Below are 17,000 nucleotides of genomic sequence, written 5' to 3'. Positions count from 1 at the left end.
GTTATGTTTGCGCATTACCTTGATTTAGCTTGGCGTAGCCTAAAAGCCACGCCGCTTGCGACTAGTCTAATGACGCTGGCCATTGCCATTGGCATTGGCGTCACTATGGTGAGTTTGTCCGTATATCACATGATGTCCGCCGATCCAATTCCAAGCAAAAGTGGCAAACTCTATGCTGTACAGCTACAAGTGATGGATGAGGGGCAAACCTATCATTCAGCTGATGATATTCCCTTTCAGTTGACATTTTTAGATGCGAAAAACCTGTATCAAACGCTAAACGTCGACAAAAAAGTCGCGATGTTTAAATCCGGTTTTGCGGTTCATGTAAGCAACCCCGAAGTGAGGCCCATGCTGCAAACGACACGGCTAATCACCCGAGAGTTTTTTGCCATGTTTGAGTTGAGTTTTTTGTATGGTGGAGTGTGGAGCCAAAGCCAAGCCGACAATGCTGCACCAGTGGTTGTAATTGACGAAACTATCGCACAAAAGTTATTTGGCCGCAGTGATGTGGTTGGAGAAAGTATTTATTTGGCGCAGCGAAGATATCAAGTAGTAGGGGTAACTAAGGAGTGGCAGCCAAACGTCAAAATGTATGACTTAAACAATGGCGCGTTTGCTGATGCCGAGCGTATCTTCATTCCCTTCAATCATGCTGCAGCTTATGAGATTGACACTTGGGGTAATACGAATGGCTGGAAGAGGGAAGAGATTAACAACTTCACGGACAAAATGAATTCAGAAATGCTTTGGACTCAGTTTTGGGTTGAATTAGAGAACGAAAAAGAACAACAAGTGTTAGCAACACAACTGGATAATTACATCCAAACCCAACAAGATTTGGGAAGATTCAACCGTAAAACACGAGAGTTTTCACTTCGAAATGTCACTGAATGGCTTGAGTACAATAATGTGGTTAGTGAAGATAACAAAGTCATGATTGGTTTAAGTTTTATGTTCCTTGCCGTTTGCTTAGCCAATATTCTCGGATTGTTACTAGCGAAATTTCTTAAACGTGCCCCTGATGTTGGCGTAAGAAGAGCGCTTGGTGCAAGTAAAACGCAAGTGTTTTACCAACACTTGGTTGAAGTGGCGTTACTTGGTTTTATGGGGGGAGTGATAGGGATAGTTTTTGCTCAGCTTGGCTTATGGGGGATCCGCAAAACTAGCCATGTCTACGAAAGTCTTGCAACGATGGATGTCTCTATGTTGTTAGCAGCGCCGAGCATCGCTATTGTGACTTGTATTCTTGCAGGGCTTTACCCAGCTTGGATAGTGTGTAAAACATCACCTGCTACTTATCTAAAAGTGCAATAAGGCAATAAGGAGAGTCCCATGTTGGAATTAAAACCCATTATCAATGCGTTATTGCGCTCTAAAGTTGGTGCCGTACTTGCCATCCTACAACTTGCCTTGACGTTGGCAATTGTCAGCAATTCGCTGTCCATTATTAGTGAGCGCGTCAGCTATCTCAATAAGCCAACTGGCTATCCAGAAGAGTCGATAATCACCTTCAGTGTCATGTCGTTTGACGACAAGGTAGATGCAAACCAGCAGCTTATCGTTGATGAGAGAATACTAAAAAGTATCCCAGGTGTTATAGAAGCTGTGGGAGTGAGTTCGGTTCCGCTTTCAGGAGGAGGTAGCAATTCGGGATTCAGCTTAACCTCAGAAGACGATGGTAAACATACAAACTCGGGGCATTTATACGCCAATGAACAAGTGATCCGCACCTTGGGCGTAAAATTGATAGAAGGCCGTGATTTCACATCTGGTGATGTCCTGATCTCAAGTGAATACGCTAAGCAACCAGATGTTGTTATTGCCAGTAAGGCGTTTACGGACGAGATATTTGGTGAGGGTAGAGGATTGGGAGAAACGATTTATTATGGTGGCGGCCCGTTAAAAGTCGTGGGGATTGTTGAGCGTATGACTAATGCTTGGCCGCGTTTTAGAAATGCTGATCGCTTAATTATTTTTCCCATGGTAAATGCGAATGGATTTCAAGATTTCTTAGTTCGCACAGATCCGAGTTTGCGTGGCGAAGTAATGAAAAAAATAGAGTCGGTGCTGCTTCAAGAAAACCCAAATAGAGTGATCACCAATATGAAAGGGCTTGATGAAGTAAAGGAAAGGTACAACTCTAAAGACATATTGATGCTAAGAATGTTGCTAGTGCTAATCACAGCATTAGTCGTCGTGACGGCGCTGGGAATATTTGGTCTTACTCAGTTTAATATTAGTAAACGCACTAAACAGATTGGTACTCGCAGAGCTTTGGGGGCGCGTAAGTCTGCAATTGTTCGTTACTTTGTGGTAGAAAACCTCATTGTTTGTGCAATTGGCTTAGTACTTGGCACTGTGGCTACGGTTTTCCTAGGACAAAAGCTAATGTCTTTGTATTCAGTGCCGCCGCTAGAAGTAAGCTATATTTTGATAACGGCGCTGGGGCTTATCGTGCTCTGTATCGCGTCAGTTATTTTTCCTGCTAAAAAGGCAGCGAACATTTCACCGAGTATCGCAACAAGAAGTGTATAACCCTTATGCTAATCAGGTTGTGCGAGCAGCCTGATTAGCATTACGTAACTTGCCTTGTATTAGTTGTGCTAGTATAGGTAAGTGGCAATATGTAATAACAAGAATAAAATCATATGGATAAAATCTTAATTGTGGATGATAACCCTGCGGTGCTTGATGCACTGTCATTGTTACTAGAGCTGCATGATTATCAAGTGGTTACCGCGTGCTCACCGTTAGAAGCAATTAAAGTGGTATCGTTTCAGCAAATTGCACTAGTTATCCAAGATATGAACTTTAGTGCAGACACCACCTCAGGAGAGGAGGGGGCTGCGCTTTTTCACCAATTAAAAGCACTAAATGCAAAACTCCCTATTATCTTATTAACGGCTTGGACTGAGCTCACCATGGCGGTTGAGTTGGTAAAAGCTGGAGCTGCAGACTATCTAGCCAAGCCGTGGGACGACCAAAAGTTACTCACCACAATTGCAAATCTCGTCGCGCTTGGTGAGGCACATAAGCAAGTTGCAAACTTTGAACGGGCTGAACAAGAACGCCAACAGTTTAATCAAGGCGCGGATTTATGCGGGTTTGTGTATAAATCGGTGGCCATGCAGCGAGTCATAGATATGGCGCTGCAAGTCGCCAAATCTGATGTGTCAGTGTTAATAACCGGTCCAAATGGTAGCGGTAAAGAAAAAATCGCGGAAATTATTCAAGCGAACTCACCACTAAAAAACCAACCGTTTGTCAAAGTGAATGCAGGCGCGCTCCCAAGTGACTTAATCGAAGCTGAGCTTTTTGGTGCTGAGAGCGGTGCTTATACCGGTGCGAATAAGCAGCGTATTGGTCGCTTTGAAGCTGCTGATAAAGGCACGTTATTTTTGGATGAGATTGGTAATTTACCTCTTCCAGGGCAAACAAAATTGCTACGTGTTTTGCAAAGTGGCGAGTTTGAGAGGTTGGGTTCAGTCGAGACAAAAAAAGTATCGGTCCGTGTCATCTCAGCGACGAACGCGGATCTGCTAGCGGATATTCGAGGGGGGAAATTTCGTGAGGATCTATATTATCGCTTAAATGTCATCGAGCTAAACTTACCCGCGTTGTCAGAGCGAGTGGATGATATTTTACCTTTGGTCGCGCATTTTTTACCTGCAAGGGGGCTTACTTCGGATGCCCAGCAAGCATTATGTGAACACCCTTGGCCTGGTAACGTACGGGAGCTTGAAAATGCCTGTAAACGGGCGGCTGTATTGAACCCTGAGGGCGAGCTCAGTGCCAAGGGTTTTGGTCTTGACGTGCAGGCAAATACAGCACAAGTTAGCGCCTCGCATACCATACGAGAACCCAGTAAAGAAGAATTGGAGCAGGCGCTCAAGACTCATCTTGGTGTGATTGCGAAAGTGGCGCGACACTTTAACATGAGTAGACAAGCGCTTTATCGTCGCTTGCAAAAGTTTGGCATTGAATATTAAGGACAATAATGACGACATCGCAGCAACATGCATTGATCATTGCCATCAGTATTATTATTGGCCTTATTCCTTTATGGTTTTTACTCGATGATCACAGCGGTTTCATTGTAATAGTACTGGGCTCCGTCAGTGTAGCACTAGTGCTACATAGACTATTAATGCGTGAAAACAAAGCGGGGTGGGAGGCATTAGAAGTCGGCTTGATGAACTTTAAAGATGGCGAATTTTCTACGTCCATTACCTATAACGCTAACAATGAGCTCGGTCGACTGTGTCAGCTATTCAATGAAACGGCAAAACAGTTAAGAGATGAAAAACAATGGATTTATCAGCGTGAGCTGATGCTTGATAAAGTGCTAGAGTCGTCACCTCAGGTACTTGTCCTCGTCGACTCACAAGATGTGGTGGTATTTGCCAACAATAGTGCGAAAACGTTTTTTAACTGTGAGCATCGCCTTGAAGGTGAGCGTTTTAGTAAATTGTTATCCGAAGTCCCGGATGAACTTCAGCAAGCTGCAAATAACCAACTTGATGGCTTGTTCTCAATACAAAACAGCAGTGGTGAGTCGCAAATGTGGCATCTCGCCAACGGTGAGTTATTACTTAACAACCACTTTCACAAATTATATATTTTTAAGCAATTCACTCGAGAGTTGAGCCGCCAAGAAGTGCAAGTTTGGAAGAAAGTGATCCGCATCATTAGCCATGAGTTAAACAACTCATTAGGGCCTATTTCATCTATGCTGCACAGCGGACAGATCTTGGCTGAACGCGTGGATGAACCTAGGCTAAGTCGAGTATTTGCGACGATAGAAGAGCGCATTGTGCACCTTAGCGAGTTTGTTCAGGGTTATGGTAAGTTCGCCAAACTTCCTCTGCCAAACATTGAACCTGTGAATTTGCAGGTTTTGTGTGCGCGACTGCAAAGCCATTGGTCATTCCAGTATCAGCTTAATCAAATGCAATTACAGGCAGACACGACACAGTTAGAACAGTTACTCATTAATTTGATAAAGAATGCGACCGAGTCTGGCTCAAAGATAGAGGAAATCCGCGTTCAATCTGAGCAGCGTAACGACGAGGTTTATATATGGGTGCTCGATAGAGGCGAAGGCATGAGTGACACTGTGATGGCCAACGCCTTAATTCCATTTTATTCTACCAAAGCGTCAGGAACTGGGCTTGGTTTAGCGCTGTGCAGAGAAATTGTTGAAGCACACAACGGTAAAATCAGCCTCTATAATCGCGAAGGTAAAGGTTTGTGCGTCGAAATTAGGTTACCGAACAAATTACCCTGAGTTTAACTCAGGATAATAAACTTAAGACTGAGAACATCAATTATTTTGGTGGATCAATCGAATGATTAATGCTGGCGTTAACCCTAAACCACCCTGCAATTGAATAGCGCTTTTCGTTGGCAACCAGTACTTCATGAGGGAATTCATCACTTAAAAAGGTAACTAGCGTGCCATAACTGGGCAGCACCGTAGTGAGTATTTCGTCGTGATTATCGGGATTGAAAACGACTAGTTCGCCGCCATTGTCTGGCGCCCAAGACTGATTTAAGTACAATACCGTGGTCAAAATTCGGTTGGTCTTTCCCTTAAAGGCGTCCATATGCTTTTTGTAAAACGCCCCTGGAGGATAAATGGCAAAGTGGCTTTCATAACTAAAGAGTCCCATAAACAGCCGTCTGTTTAAATAGGCTTTTAGCTCGCCCATGTAGTTGAGCCAAACAGATTCCAACTCATTGCTGCTATCTAGCCAGTGAATTTTATCTCTGCGAATTTTCTTATTTTGCTCGTGAGAGGCTAAACGACCAATTCCAGCTTGCTTAAAATCATCACTGCTTAGCTCTGCTATTCTCAATTCCAACTTGGATAAAATGTCGGGACTGACGAAATTTGGCAAAATACTAATGCCTGTGGTTTGTAAGTCCTGAGCTAATTTCTCGAACGGAAATTCTAAGTCTAAATCTAACAATAGCGGTGCCTCTAAAAAAGGTCTTTTTACCCCTTTGTTTGGTACCGATCCAGCGAGTTAATTTTACCTTGTCGATAAGCGAATTTTGTTAATGATGTTTTCGCTGGCGGCTTCGATTAAATCAAGCACATGTTCAAAACCTTGTTCACCACCATAATAAGGATCAGGCACTTCATGCTCACTCATGTCACCAAATGCTAAAAACAGCTGAACTTTATGCGCCAAGCCGGTAGGACAAATAGAGAGTAGATCGCGGTAATTAGCGTTGTCTGCGCACAAAAGTAAGTCGTAATCTTCAAAATCGCTGGGTTTTACTTGCTGCGCTGATATGCCTGAAAAGTCATACCCTCTTGCGCTGCCTGCCGTGACACTGCGTGGATCTGGAGGGTTACCTTGATGATAGCCAATGGTGCCAGCGGAATCGATACGGGTTGTTAACTCTGTTGCTGCGAGTTTGTGCTTTAATACCGCCTCCATAGTTGGAGAGCGGCAGATATTACCCATGCAGACGACTAAGATACTAGAAATTGCGCTCATATTGTTGTCCTTCAAGTACCTTTTATACCAATAGTATTTATTCTCCAAGTCTACCGATTTTTTAATTCAGAGCAAAATATAAGATTCCGGCTAATACCAGTAGTATTCATTCACCCAGTCTAGCGATTTTTTTAGAGCAAAATATAAGGCGCCGGCTAATACCAACAGTATCAGGACGCCAAATTTAAGCCGTTAGTTTGGAAGGTTTTCGTGAGGGCCAAATACCTCATAGAAGATTTGCTCGGCTTTTACACCGGCATTCATCAGTTGGGTTTTGATAAAGCGCATAAAGGCAACCGGGCCGCATAGGTAGAACTCTCCGTCTGTTAGCGGCAAAGTATCTTTGATTACGTTGATATCCATCAGTCCGGAATGCGTACCGTCGGCTTCTGACTCCAACCAAGTAACCACATTAAAATCTCGGATATTGCTACCAAGCTCATTGATTTCTTGGTTGAAACCTAAGTCACATGCGGTTTTATTCGCGTGTAAAAAGTGTGCTTCGACTTCAGGTGAATGCTGGCTATGAACACCAAGCATGCAAAGCATAGGGGTAATTCCAACCCCTGCGCTAATGTATACCTTTGGACGGGCTGTGTGTTGTCTGACGAAGTCTCCAGCTGGTGGAGTGAGCTTGAGGGTGTCGCCCGCCTTAAGTGTATGAAGATATTGCGATACGGCACCGTCGTGTTTAGTNCCTAAGGTACGAACCATTGGGGGCAACAGACAAAGAGTATTGGCGGATCTGCTGAAACCCTGCCACTTCTTTTGGTATAAAAACAGAAATAAATTGCCCTGCTTGGTAATGAGGCAAGGCTTTACCATCGACAGGCTTGAGATAAAAGCTTTTAATATTTTCAGTATTGCTTATTATCTTTTCAATTGTAAATTCTCGAGTTCCTTGCCACCCACCTTGCTGCTCAAGCGCGGTTTGGTACAGGCCATGCTCTGCGGTGATAAATAAATCGGCTAAATACTGGTAGGCACTAAGCCAAGCTTGCTCTATTTCGTCTGTGAATTGCTCGCTGAACTCGGCTTTGAGCGTTGCAATTAAATGCTGGCCAACAATCGCGTATTGCTCCGGTAAAATCCCAAGGCTAACGTGCTTATGGTTGATACGTAAAATGGCGTCACTGAGCACTTCTGGTTGATCAATGTAAGTGGCATAGGCCGCTAATGCTGCAAATAGTGCCAACGGCTGTTTTCCCGAAGCCTGATGGGATTGGTTGAATACCCCTTTCAGCTCAGGGTGTTGATTGAACATATTATGATAAAACTTGGCAGTGATCTCGGGACCGACCTGAGCCAATAGTGGTGCACTTTGTTTTACCAACTCAATCGTGTTGTTTGTAAGCATTAATATCTCCAATTTGAGAGTAGAGTTAACCCATTCGCCCATCGACGCGTTTTTGTACCAGCATGGGCGCGAAGGTAATGAAAAAAAGCATAAAACCAAAAACCCAAGCCACGGCACTTAACAGCCATGCATTGTGCGGGTTTATAAAATGAATAAGGAAGGCGCGGATAAGACCCGATACCGTGATACAGATAAACGCCAGTGTAGTTGTCGTGCCTACTTGTAATAGTCGACCAGTGTGGCCCAAGGTAACGCGAGTCATCATGGCTAAGATCATTAAGCCCATGCCATTAATTGCCACTAAGTGAAGATGGCTGCGCAAATGCTCTGGTGCAAAGGTGTTGTTGTATGCGCTAAGTATTAAACCCACTGCGATTGCACAATATGAAAGATATAATGACCAAAGCAGTGGTACGTTAAATAATTTACTGTTAAACCAATAAATTGCTTTTATTGAATGCAGTAGCCCAAGGAGCAGAAGTGCAGCACTTAAATAGTGAGTATTTGGTATCGTAAACTGCAGGATATAGGTGAAAACGCAGATGATGGCGAGGTAAAATATCGCCCTGTCTAACCTTGGAGTATGTGGTTTTTGTGCTTGCTGCAATCCTCGGGCAATAAAAAACGGAATAACGCGGCCACCCACCACACCAATCAACAGCATGTAAGCAATAAGCGTTGCTTGGCTTGCAGCGCTTAGCAATAAGAAGTGCTGGTTGTGAAGTAAAATCAAAAATATGATGTTGCAGCCACACAACATACTTACAGCAAAAATAAAAACACGATTGTTTTTGGATTTTGCATCAACAATTACGCTCGTTAAATTGATTAGTACAATAAGCCAAAAACTCAGTTGTAGTAGCAAGGTGATGATGATTGATGAATTTGCCACAAAAAAGCTCAGTCTGGCGGCACACCAAATAATACAGAGTGACAGCAGCGCGCCACCATGTAATGTCTGTCTTTGCGTCCAATTTTTTGCTGCGGTTAGCAAAAATCCGGCGACGACAGCACCGCCAAAACCAAACAGCATCTCGTGGGCGTGCCAATAGGTCGCTGGGTATTCATTACGCCAATCAATATTGCCATTGAGCAGTAAAGCCCACACAGAAATACTCACGACAGCAAATATGCCTGCGAGTAAAAATAGCGCTCTAAAGCCGAGCATCAACACGGGCCAAGTAGATGGTGTATACCAACACACTGCTTTTGGACTGGGCTCTTCTAGTTGGATTAAACTCATTTATTTAACCTCCAAACCTAGGTGGTATAGACAAACAAGGCGGATGACGTAGGCAAGCTTAATCAAGGCGGCCAATACGATAGTACTAATATGTGCTGCAATTTGTGAGAAGAGGCTGAAGCTTTCAGCGCTAAAAAAACTCACTTGCAGTGACAGCATAAACGCTGCGAGAGAAGTGAAAATGGCGATGTTGCTATATCTTAAAAGCTGGTATGCGCGGTTCATCGTTAATTCTGCGAATGTTGATATATAGACTGCACATTGCAGGTGTCACGCCAACTTTAAAATGCTATATAAATCATTGTATTAGTATTCTATTATTGATGTCTGAGTCAAATTGACCTATCTTAATTAGTGTTTATTTGAATAAATTGAGTCTTTTTGACATGAATTCGTTAGAACTCTCCAAGTCGCTTGAGCTTAGTATGTCGTTGTCACGACTTTCGTTAGCGCAAGAGGGTCGCGAGGTTAAGCAATACGCTAAGTCCCTGCTATTAGCATTGAGTCAATCTGTTACCGCTGATGCCATCGCCATTCTTTATGGCGATCAGCATGCATTAACTATCCTAGCTTGCAATGGGTTGAGTGCGGACGCTGTTGGGCGGCAGTTTTTGCTCTCAGAACAACCTAGATTGATGTCTATTTTCGAGTCTGACGAGCTAGTCAGTTTTCCTGCCAATAGCAACTTACCCGACCCCTACGATGGTCTGTTGCTCGCCGAAGAAAGTCGCTTGCCAGTGCATGCCTGCATGGGGTTCAAGGTCGCACTGCAAAGTAGCGCCTTATTGGTGACGTTCGATTGCCTTAAACCTGACAGCTTTGAGCATTTGTCCGACGTTTATATGAAAACCCTACAAACAATTGTCTCAAGCAGTGCATTACGTATGTTTGAGGCTGAGCGTCTCTATGAGCAAGCACGTTCATCTACACATACCCAATCCCAAAAGTCCATTAAAAAGCAAATCTTAGTAGGAGAGAGTGCGGTGATGCACTCGCTTAAATCAGAAATTGAACTGGTAGCAGGCTCTGAGTTTAATGTGCTTATTCAAGGTGATACGGGAACGGGTAAAGAGTTAGTAGCAAAACACGTACATTTTAATTCCCAACGAAATGACAAACCGTTTGTACAAATTAACTGTGCGGCGCTTCCTGACTCGATAGCAGAAAGCGAACTCTTTGGTCACAAAAAAGGGGCGTTTACTGGGGCCGATAAAGACCGATTAGGCAAGTTTGCAGCCGCAGATGGAGGCACACTGTTTTTGGATGAAGTTGGCGAACTGAGTCTGACTTTACAGAGTAAACTATTACGTGTGTTGCAAAGCGGTGAGGTGCAAGCGGTAGGTGCTGACCGCATTCATGTTGTGGATGTTAGAGTGGTTGCTGCCACTAATCGTGATTTAAAAGAAGAAGTGAGACGCGGAAAATTTAGGGCGGATCTTTATCATCGCTTGAGTGTGTATCCTTTATTTGTTCCTCCACTGACTGAAAGGCTAGATGACATTCCGCTGCTGGTTGGGTTCTTTTTAGAGAGGCTAAGAGGCACGCTCAACGCAAAACAAGTGGTGATGGATAGGCAAGCACTCAGCCGATTAATGCATTACGACTGGCCGGGTAATGTCAGAGAGCTTGAACATTGTGTCAGTCGTGCAGCATTAAAAGCTAAGCATCAACAGTGGCAGGCTAATATCATCGAGATCCATGACATAGATATTGAGCCCAAACACAATCAACAAATACGGCAAACTGATCGCCTCATTAAGGAAGAGAAAGCAGGTCCTGTTACCATGAAACTCGCCGTCGAGCTACTACAAAAAGACATGATCGTTAACGCGATGGAACGTAATGGGTTAAATTGGTCCGCAGCTGCGAGAGAGCTGGAAATGGATAGAGCAAATTTAGTTCGACTAGCGAAGCGTTTAGGGCTAGATGTTAAAAAGCAGATGAGTTGAGTAACCTGAGCTGCTGTTATAAATTTCAATAACTTAGCCTGTTTCTTATTCTGAGTTAAGATTGAATACAAGCTATTCAAAAAATGAAACCTGAAATGTAATGAAAATTGTTATTAATACTCTTATAAGTTGTTTATTTTAAAAGGGTATATTAAGAAAACTGTTATTTTTATTTAATCTTGCGAAGAATAAATATTGAACTAGGGTTATAGGGCGTCACTCGACATTATTAGGGGGCCCTATGCAGGGTAATAAACAAGTCATAACAGCGCTAAATCAAGTGCTTACGCTAGAGTTAACATCGATAAACCAATTCTTTCTACACGCAAGAATGTACAAAAATTGGGGGCTGGAAGAGCTAAACGAGAAAGCGTATAAAAAATCTATCAAGGACATGAAGCAAGCAGATGATCTTATCGAGCGCATATTATTCCTTGAAGGGTTACCAAACCTCCAACATTTAGAAAAGTTACGGATAGGTGAGCATACAGAAGAGATGATGGCGTGCGATTTAGCGTTTGAACTCGATCAGTTACCGACACTACGCGATGCGATTGCGCTGTGTGAACATGAACAGGATTATGTTAGTCGAGAGCTACTTGAAGATATTCTTGAATATGAGGAGGGCTATGTGGATTGGCTCGAAACGCAGCACTTCTTAATCAAAAATACTGGCATTGAAAACTATCTGCAATCGCAGATTGAGGGGTAAGTTATGCAAGGCAATTCTACTGTTATCGACTTACTCAACAAACAGCTTACGCTTGAGCTTTCTTCTATGGATCAATATTTGGCTCATGCCAAAATGTATGAAGATTGGGGACTGGAGAAGCTACACAATAAGTTATCTCACGAGTATGAAGAAGAGCTCGATCACGCAAAGCGGATCACCGAACGTATTTTGTTTTTGGAAGGCACACCAGATACCGCTTCTCGTGCGCCAATTCACGTTGGTACTGATGTGAAAGAAATGCTAGAAAATGACTTGGCTGCGGAAATTCTGGTAAAAGATCATTTGAAAAAGGTGATAGCTGTGTGTGAGCAAGCGCAAGATTATGTCACGCGCGAAATGCTCGAAACTCTGTTAGATGATACTGAAATGGACCATATTTATTGGCTTGAACAGCATATTAATTTAATCAAACTAATTGGTTTACCAAACTACATTCAGAGCCAACTTGCTAATAGCCCTGAATGATCCCAACCACCGCACCTATCTTTGGGTGCGGTTCCTTTGTGCGCCATGCATTGTCTGGATGGAGTATAACGTGCAAGGTATTCGCTATAAAATTAAGCAATCACAATGATTTGAACTAAAGTTTAGTTATGTGTTGGGTGGTTAGTAATGCGATGAAAATATTATTATTGTTTTTCTGCCTTTTTAGTAGCTCGGTTTGTCTCGGAGCAAACTCCAAGAAAGTGTTTCGTATTTATCATGACGCTGATTATTCCAATTTAAATGAGTCAGCCGAAGCGATAAAAATGGGGTTTTTAACCGCATTCGATGAAGTAGATAATCAAATCCAAGGTTATAAGATTGAGCTGGTGGCCAAAGACCATCGTGGTAATAGTAATCGTAGCTTGCTTCACTTTAAGCAATTTTTAAAAGACCCAAATGCCTTACTCGTGCTTGGTGGCGTACATTCCCCCCCTTATATTAAATTTCGTAAATTCATCAATGAGAGTGAAGCTCTGTTGTTGGTTCCTTGGGCAGCAGGTGGACCAATTACAAGATATCCGAGTAAGGAAAATTGGATTTTTAGGCTTTCTGTGGATGACACCAAAGCAGGTAAAATACTTATCAATTATGCGAAACAACAGGGTTGTGTTGCACCTCATTTATTACTTGAGGATACTGCATGGGGGCGCTCCAATTACGACACATTGTTAAGAGAGTATAAAAAGGCTAAGCCTAACAGTGCGCTACCCGTATCTTGGTTTAACTGGGCCACTCGAGAGAGTGAAGCAAGGATTATTATTCATAATATCATTGAGAGTGAGCCGCAATGTATCATTTTTGTTGGCAATGCGATTGAGGGGGCCGAGTTCGTAAAAGCCATGGCGAGTATTGACGAGGCGCAGCGCCTGCCCATTGTTAGTCATTGGGGGGTGACTGCGGGTAGCTTTTTTAACGTTATTGGGAAAAAACTATCTGCTGACGTCTCATTGGCGGTCCTACAAAGCTGTTTTTCTTTTGAGAATAAACCGTTAAGTGCGTTTTCGGCACGAGTATTTAATCGTGCCAAACGGCTTTTCCCAACCCAGTTTGCAACGCATGGATTTGTTCAAGCGGCTCCTGGATTTATCCATGGCTATGATATTGCCAAGCTTCTTATTGCGGCAGCGGAGCAAATAAAACTGACAGATTCGGTTGCTACCAATAGAGCCTTGCTAAGAAGTGCGTTTGAGGATTTGCAATCGCCGGTCAACGGTCTAATAAAAACCTACCAACGACCATTTCGGGTGTGGAATGAAAAAAACGATTCCGCCCATGAAGCGCTAACCGTGCAAGACTTGTGTATCGGACAATATCAATCTAATGGCAGTATTAAACTAGTTTATAGTTACTCGGGGTCGTATTGAAAACTAAATTCACCTTAACGAGTAATCGCGCTTTTTACACCTTTTTAGGGTTAACGGCAATTGTTTCACTTCTGCTCAGCGCACTTTTTGTTGGGCTGAGAGCAAACGTCATTATCGAAGACTTAGTGAGAGAAACGAATGAAACTCAAGCCCAACTCGCAGTTAACAACTTAACTCAGTACCTTGAGAGCCGTAAACAAATACTATTCGATCTATCTTCGCACCCTATTGTTGTAAATGGTGCAATGGGAACAGGCCTCTCAGCAACACAATTACGAGATTTTCTGCGCAGTTTTCAAATTATAGGCAAAGCAGAGAAACTGATGGTAATTAACGTTCTCGGAGAAGTGGTCTATGCAAACTTTGACTCTAATGAAATACTAGGGCAACAACCTATTTGGTTGGATAAGGTGATTAATGCTGAAATCAGTAATGCAATAGATTTAACTAAAGTTGCCAACCAGCATTTTTTTACGGTAGCGGTACCTATTTACTATAACGGTTTTGCTGAAGGAGCACTTATTGGTGAGTTTTCGACCAGCCTTGAAATCCTACTGGCGACTTCTTTAGACTCTCAACTTCATAGCATCTCGTTAAAAGGGCAATGGCTTGAGTTTTCCGATGTTGAACGTGTTGAGGATTATCTTAGTATCAAGTCATTAGCTATTGGAACAACGGGGCTTCAATTAGATTATCGCTTGCGAAAAAGCTTGGTTACTAACGACGTACAAATATTTGTCTTGGACCTTTTAGGGGCGATAACCTTTGGGTTGCTCCTGTCCTTTGGCTTGCTTTACCTGTTTGGTAAACAACTATTGTTAAACCCGTTCAAGAAACTTGAAGAGTCCAGAGCAACACTCACGCGAAGTGAAGAACGATTTAAACTCGCAATATTTGGTAGCGATGATGGTCTTTGGGACTGGGATCTTGAGAAAAATACCGTGTTTTATTCAGATAGATTTAAATCTTTGCTAGGCTTTTCTCAAGAGACACAAGCCTTATTTTCTGAGCATATTTCTAGTTTATTTGACCGTGTTCATCCAGCAGATCTCCCCAATCTAGAAAACTCAATTAAGTTTCATATGACGGAAGAAGAGTCTTTTGGTGTCGAGTGCCGAATAAAAACGAGGCAAAACAGCTATCGCTATTTTTGGCTAAAAGGCGCGGCTGCACTTAAAGATGGGCAAGCAAAGCGAATAGTTGGTTCACTGTCGGATATTACCTATCAAAAGCTTCATCAAGAAGCGCTGAAAAAGGCAAAGGAGCAAAATGACTTACTTGCTCAAGCAATAGAATGTGCAAATGTTGGCATTACAATTGTTGATGCAACGAACCCAGAATTACCAATCGTATTTGCCAATAAGGCTTTTAAACAAATCACCGAATATGGAGATGAAATACTTGGTAAGAATTGCCGCTTTTTGCAAGGAGAGCAAAGCCAACAGCAAGCTGTAAACGAAATCAGAGATGCAATAAAAGCCCACGCATTCGTCAAAGTCGAATTGATAAACTACACCAAATCTGGAAAGGCATTTTGGAATAGTTTACAGATCTCCCCAGTATTTAATGAACAAAACCAAATAACAGCATTTGTTGGCATCCAACAGGATATTACCGCTGCTGTTGAAGCGAAAAAAGAGCTAGAACAAGCGAAGCAAGCGGCGGAACAGGGCGCGCAAGCTAAAAGCGAGTTTTTAGCGTCAATGAGCCATGAGATCCGCACACCAATGAATGGTGTAATAGGCATGTTAAGCCTGCTAGAAGATGAACACCTGACTCAAACTCAATTACATAAAGTGAGTCTAGCAATGGGAAGTGCCAAGTCGTTGTTAAATCTTATCAACGATATACTAGACTTTTCTAAAATTGAAGCAGGCAAACTTGAGCTTGAGTCACTAGATTTCGATGTTAGGGCTTTGCTTGGCGAGTTGATTGAATCCGTTGCGTTGCAGGCGCAGAAAAAGGGACTTGAACTTATCCTTGATGTTATTCAACTTGAAAAGCCATTGGTGCAGGGGGACCCGAGCCGCATTCGACAAATCATTACCAACTTAATTAGTAATGCAATCAAGTTTACCGAGCAAGGCGAGATCATCATTCGAGCTTGGTTTAGTGAGGTAGACAATAAGCTGAGGTTTCATTGTTCAGTTGAAGATACTGGCATAGGGATACCAGAGGACAAAGCTGACAGACTTTTTGCTAAGTTTTCTCAAGTAGATGCTTCTACCACAAGGAGATATGGTGGTACTGGTTTGGGGCTGGCCATTGTCAGGCAACTCTGTGAGTTAATGGACGGCGATATCACCGTGAGTAGTCGGTTTGGTCACGGTAGCCAATTTGAATTCTTCGTTACCTTGGTTCATGGTGAGAATACTCAATTCGAAGCTACAAAAGTTGATCTGAAAGGGAGCAAAATACTCTTAGTTGACGATAATCTCGCGACCTTGACGAGCTTAGAATCTCAATTGAAACACTGGGGAGCGGAGGTGCGTAAAGCCAGCTCAGGCATACAAGCTTTATCAATGTGTGAAGCTGAATACCAACGTGATAAAAATGTGTTTAATATAGCTTTGTTGGACATGACGCTTAGAGGTATGTCGGGTGAACAGCTCGGCGCTGTACTAAAAAATGATAAGCGGTTCAAAGCGATAAAGCTTATCATGATGACGAAAATGGGGACCAAGGGGGATGGGCAGTTTTACGCGGAGCGTGGCTATTCGGGTTATTTTCCAAAGCCCGTGACAACCAAAGACCTTTTTGATGCGTTAACCATTTTAGCTGAAGATGGCAGGGCACTGGCTAATGCGAAGCCACTGGTTACAAGTCACTATTTGAAGCTGGTAAGAAAGGCGAATGAAACCGAATGTACTTGGCCAACGCCTTGCCGCATTCTATTGGTCGAAGATAATGAGGTAAACCAAATTGTTGCATTAAGTATGCTCAGAAAATTGGGGATCACAGACGTTGAAGTCGCTGAAAATGGACTTGTTGCTATCGAGCTACTCAAATCTCATCAAGATGAATGCCGCTTTGAGGTGATCTTAATGGATTGCCAGATGCCGGAAATGGATGGCTATCGGACTACCGAGCTAATCCGAGACGGAGTCGCAGGCGAGAGTTATCAGAGAGTGAAAGTATTAGCCATGACCGCTAATGCAATGTCCGGTGATAGGGAAAAGTGTCTAAATGCAGGCATGAACGACTACCTCACAAAGCCCATTTCGGAAGAGCCATTGAGCGAAAAACTACAATATTGGCTATACAAAAGTGAATATGCTTCTACAGACGATACAGAAGAAACAACTTGATGGGTAACTGAAGCAAATTGGCAATATTTTCTATCTATGGTAGTCTTT

At 42.9% G+C, this 17,000-nt stretch carries 14 protein-coding genes; 9 read left to right on the top strand and 5 right to left on the bottom strand.

All coding sequences use genetic code 11. From position 1 onward, the window contains the following. Nucleotides 1–3: 3 nt before the first annotated feature. The 4 genes from CKO50_RS17420 (at nucleotide 4) to CKO50_RS17405 (ending at nucleotide 5,290) form a co-directional block, all read left to right on the top strand. Nucleotides 4–1,317: an ABC transporter permease gene (locus CKO50_RS17420; RefSeq protein WP_095729192.1), complete on the top strand. Its 1,314-nt coding sequence runs from the start codon at nucleotides 4–6 to the stop codon at nucleotides 1,315–1,317. Nucleotides 1,318–1,335: 18 nt separating this feature from the next. After that, the gene (locus CKO50_RS17415) at nucleotides 1,336–2,538 is read left to right on the top strand and encodes an ABC transporter permease (RefSeq protein WP_095729191.1); all 1,203 of its coding nucleotides are present in this window, start codon (nucleotides 1,336–1,338) and stop codon (nucleotides 2,536–2,538) included. 113 nt (nucleotides 2,539–2,651) lie between these two features. Then, nucleotides 2,652–3,992, top strand: a complete 1,341-nt coding sequence (locus CKO50_RS17410) for a sigma-54 dependent transcriptional regulator (RefSeq protein ID WP_095729190.1) — start codon at nucleotides 2,652–2,654, stop codon at nucleotides 3,990–3,992. Between the two features lie 8 nt (nucleotides 3,993–4,000). Then, a complete protein-coding gene (locus tag CKO50_RS17405; protein ID WP_095729189.1) occupies nucleotides 4,001–5,290 on the top strand; it encodes a PAS domain-containing sensor histidine kinase in 1,290 nt (429 codons plus the stop codon). 40 nt (nucleotides 5,291–5,330) lie between these two features. Here the strand turns inward: CKO50_RS17405 and CKO50_RS17400 are convergent, their stop codons facing one another. The 5 genes from CKO50_RS17400 to CKO50_RS17385 form a co-directional block, all read right to left on the bottom strand. Continuing rightward, entirely contained in the window at nucleotides 5,331–5,975 is a 645-nt protein-coding gene (locus CKO50_RS17400; protein ID WP_010607526.1) for a 2OG-Fe(II) oxygenase, read from the bottom strand. A gap of 63 nt (nucleotides 5,976–6,038) precedes the next feature. Next, nucleotides 6,039–6,512 (bottom strand): low molecular weight protein-tyrosine-phosphatase, encoded by a 474-nt coding sequence (locus CKO50_RS17395; protein WP_010607527.1) that lies wholly within the window; start codon nucleotides 6,510–6,512, stop codon nucleotides 6,039–6,041. 192 nt (nucleotides 6,513–6,704) lie between these two features. Then, nucleotides 6,705–7,226, bottom strand: a complete 522-nt coding sequence (locus CKO50_RS24850) for a hypothetical protein (RefSeq protein ID WP_255230301.1) — start codon at nucleotides 7,224–7,226, stop codon at nucleotides 6,705–6,707. Next, on the bottom strand, nucleotides 7,204–7,869 hold the full coding sequence (locus CKO50_RS24845; RefSeq protein ID WP_255230299.1) for a globin domain-containing protein: 666 nt from the start codon (nucleotides 7,867–7,869) through the stop codon (nucleotides 7,204–7,206). Before CKO50_RS24845 ends, CKO50_RS24850 begins: the two co-directional genes overlap by 23 nt. A gap of 25 nt (nucleotides 7,870–7,894) precedes the next feature. After that, entirely contained in the window at nucleotides 7,895–9,112 is a 1,218-nt protein-coding gene (locus CKO50_RS17385; protein ID WP_095729188.1) for an NnrS family protein, read from the bottom strand. Nucleotides 9,113–9,498: 386 nt separating this feature from the next. On the opposite strand from CKO50_RS17385, the gene norR reads away from it, so the two are divergent. The 5 genes from norR (at nucleotide 9,499) to CKO50_RS17355 (ending at nucleotide 16,952) form a co-directional block, all read left to right on the top strand. Continuing rightward, nucleotides 9,499–11,061 (top strand): nitric oxide reductase transcriptional regulator NorR, encoded by a 1,563-nt coding sequence (norR, locus tag CKO50_RS17375; RefSeq protein ID WP_095729186.1) that lies wholly within the window; start codon nucleotides 9,499–9,501, stop codon nucleotides 11,059–11,061. 241 nt (nucleotides 11,062–11,302) lie between these two features. After that, nucleotides 11,303–11,773: a bacterioferritin gene (gene bfr, locus CKO50_RS17370; protein WP_095729185.1), complete on the top strand. Its 471-nt coding sequence runs from the start codon at nucleotides 11,303–11,305 to the stop codon at nucleotides 11,771–11,773. A gap of 3 nt (nucleotides 11,774–11,776) precedes the next feature. Further along, nucleotides 11,777–12,259, top strand: coding sequence for a bacterioferritin (gene bfr, locus CKO50_RS17365; protein WP_010607532.1), 483 nt, complete (start codon nucleotides 11,777–11,779; stop codon nucleotides 12,257–12,259). A 221-nt stretch (nucleotides 12,260–12,480) separates the two neighbouring features. Next, nucleotides 12,481–13,644: an ABC transporter substrate-binding protein gene (locus tag CKO50_RS17360; RefSeq protein WP_255230279.1), complete on the top strand. Its 1,164-nt coding sequence runs from the start codon at nucleotides 12,481–12,483 to the stop codon at nucleotides 13,642–13,644. Next, nucleotides 13,641–16,952, top strand: coding sequence for a response regulator (locus CKO50_RS17355; RefSeq protein ID WP_095729184.1), 3,312 nt, complete (start codon nucleotides 13,641–13,643; stop codon nucleotides 16,950–16,952). Before CKO50_RS17360 ends, CKO50_RS17355 begins: the two co-directional genes overlap by 4 nt. Nucleotides 16,953–17,000 lie beyond the last annotated feature (48 nt).

Source organism: Pseudoalteromonas sp. HM-SA03, assembly GCF_002289345.1.
Lineage (GTDB): Bacteria > Pseudomonadota > Gammaproteobacteria > Enterobacterales > Alteromonadaceae > Pseudoalteromonas.
The sequence above is the reverse complement of the archived record's forward strand: the minus strand, read 5'-3'. Positions and strand labels throughout refer to the sequence as shown.

Coding starts and splice junctions, on each gene's coding strand:
- CKO50_RS17420 (WP_095729192.1), top strand. CDS start 4: ATGTTTGCGCATTACCTTGATTTAGCTTGGCGTAGCCTAAAAGCCACG.
- CKO50_RS17415 (WP_095729191.1), top strand. CDS start 1,336: ATGTTGGAATTAAAACCCATTATCAATGCGTTATTGCGCTCTAAAGTT.
- CKO50_RS17410 (WP_095729190.1), top strand. CDS start 2,652: ATGGATAAAATCTTAATTGTGGATGATAACCCTGCGGTGCTTGATGCA.
- CKO50_RS17405 (WP_095729189.1), top strand. CDS start 4,001: ATGACGACATCGCAGCAACATGCATTGATCATTGCCATCAGTATTATT.
- CKO50_RS17395 (WP_010607527.1), bottom strand. CDS start 6,512: ATGAGCGCAATTTCTAGTATCTTAGTCGTCTGCATGGGTAATATCTGC.
- CKO50_RS17385 (WP_095729188.1), bottom strand. CDS start 9,112: ATGAGTTTAATCCAACTAGAAGAGCCCAGTCCAAAAGCAGTGTGTTGG.
- norR (WP_095729186.1), top strand. CDS start 9,499: ATGAATTCGTTAGAACTCTCCAAGTCGCTTGAGCTTAGTATGTCGTTG.
- bfr (WP_095729185.1), top strand. CDS start 11,303: ATGCAGGGTAATAAACAAGTCATAACAGCGCTAAATCAAGTGCTTACG.
- bfr (WP_010607532.1), top strand. CDS start 11,777: ATGCAAGGCAATTCTACTGTTATCGACTTACTCAACAAACAGCTTACG.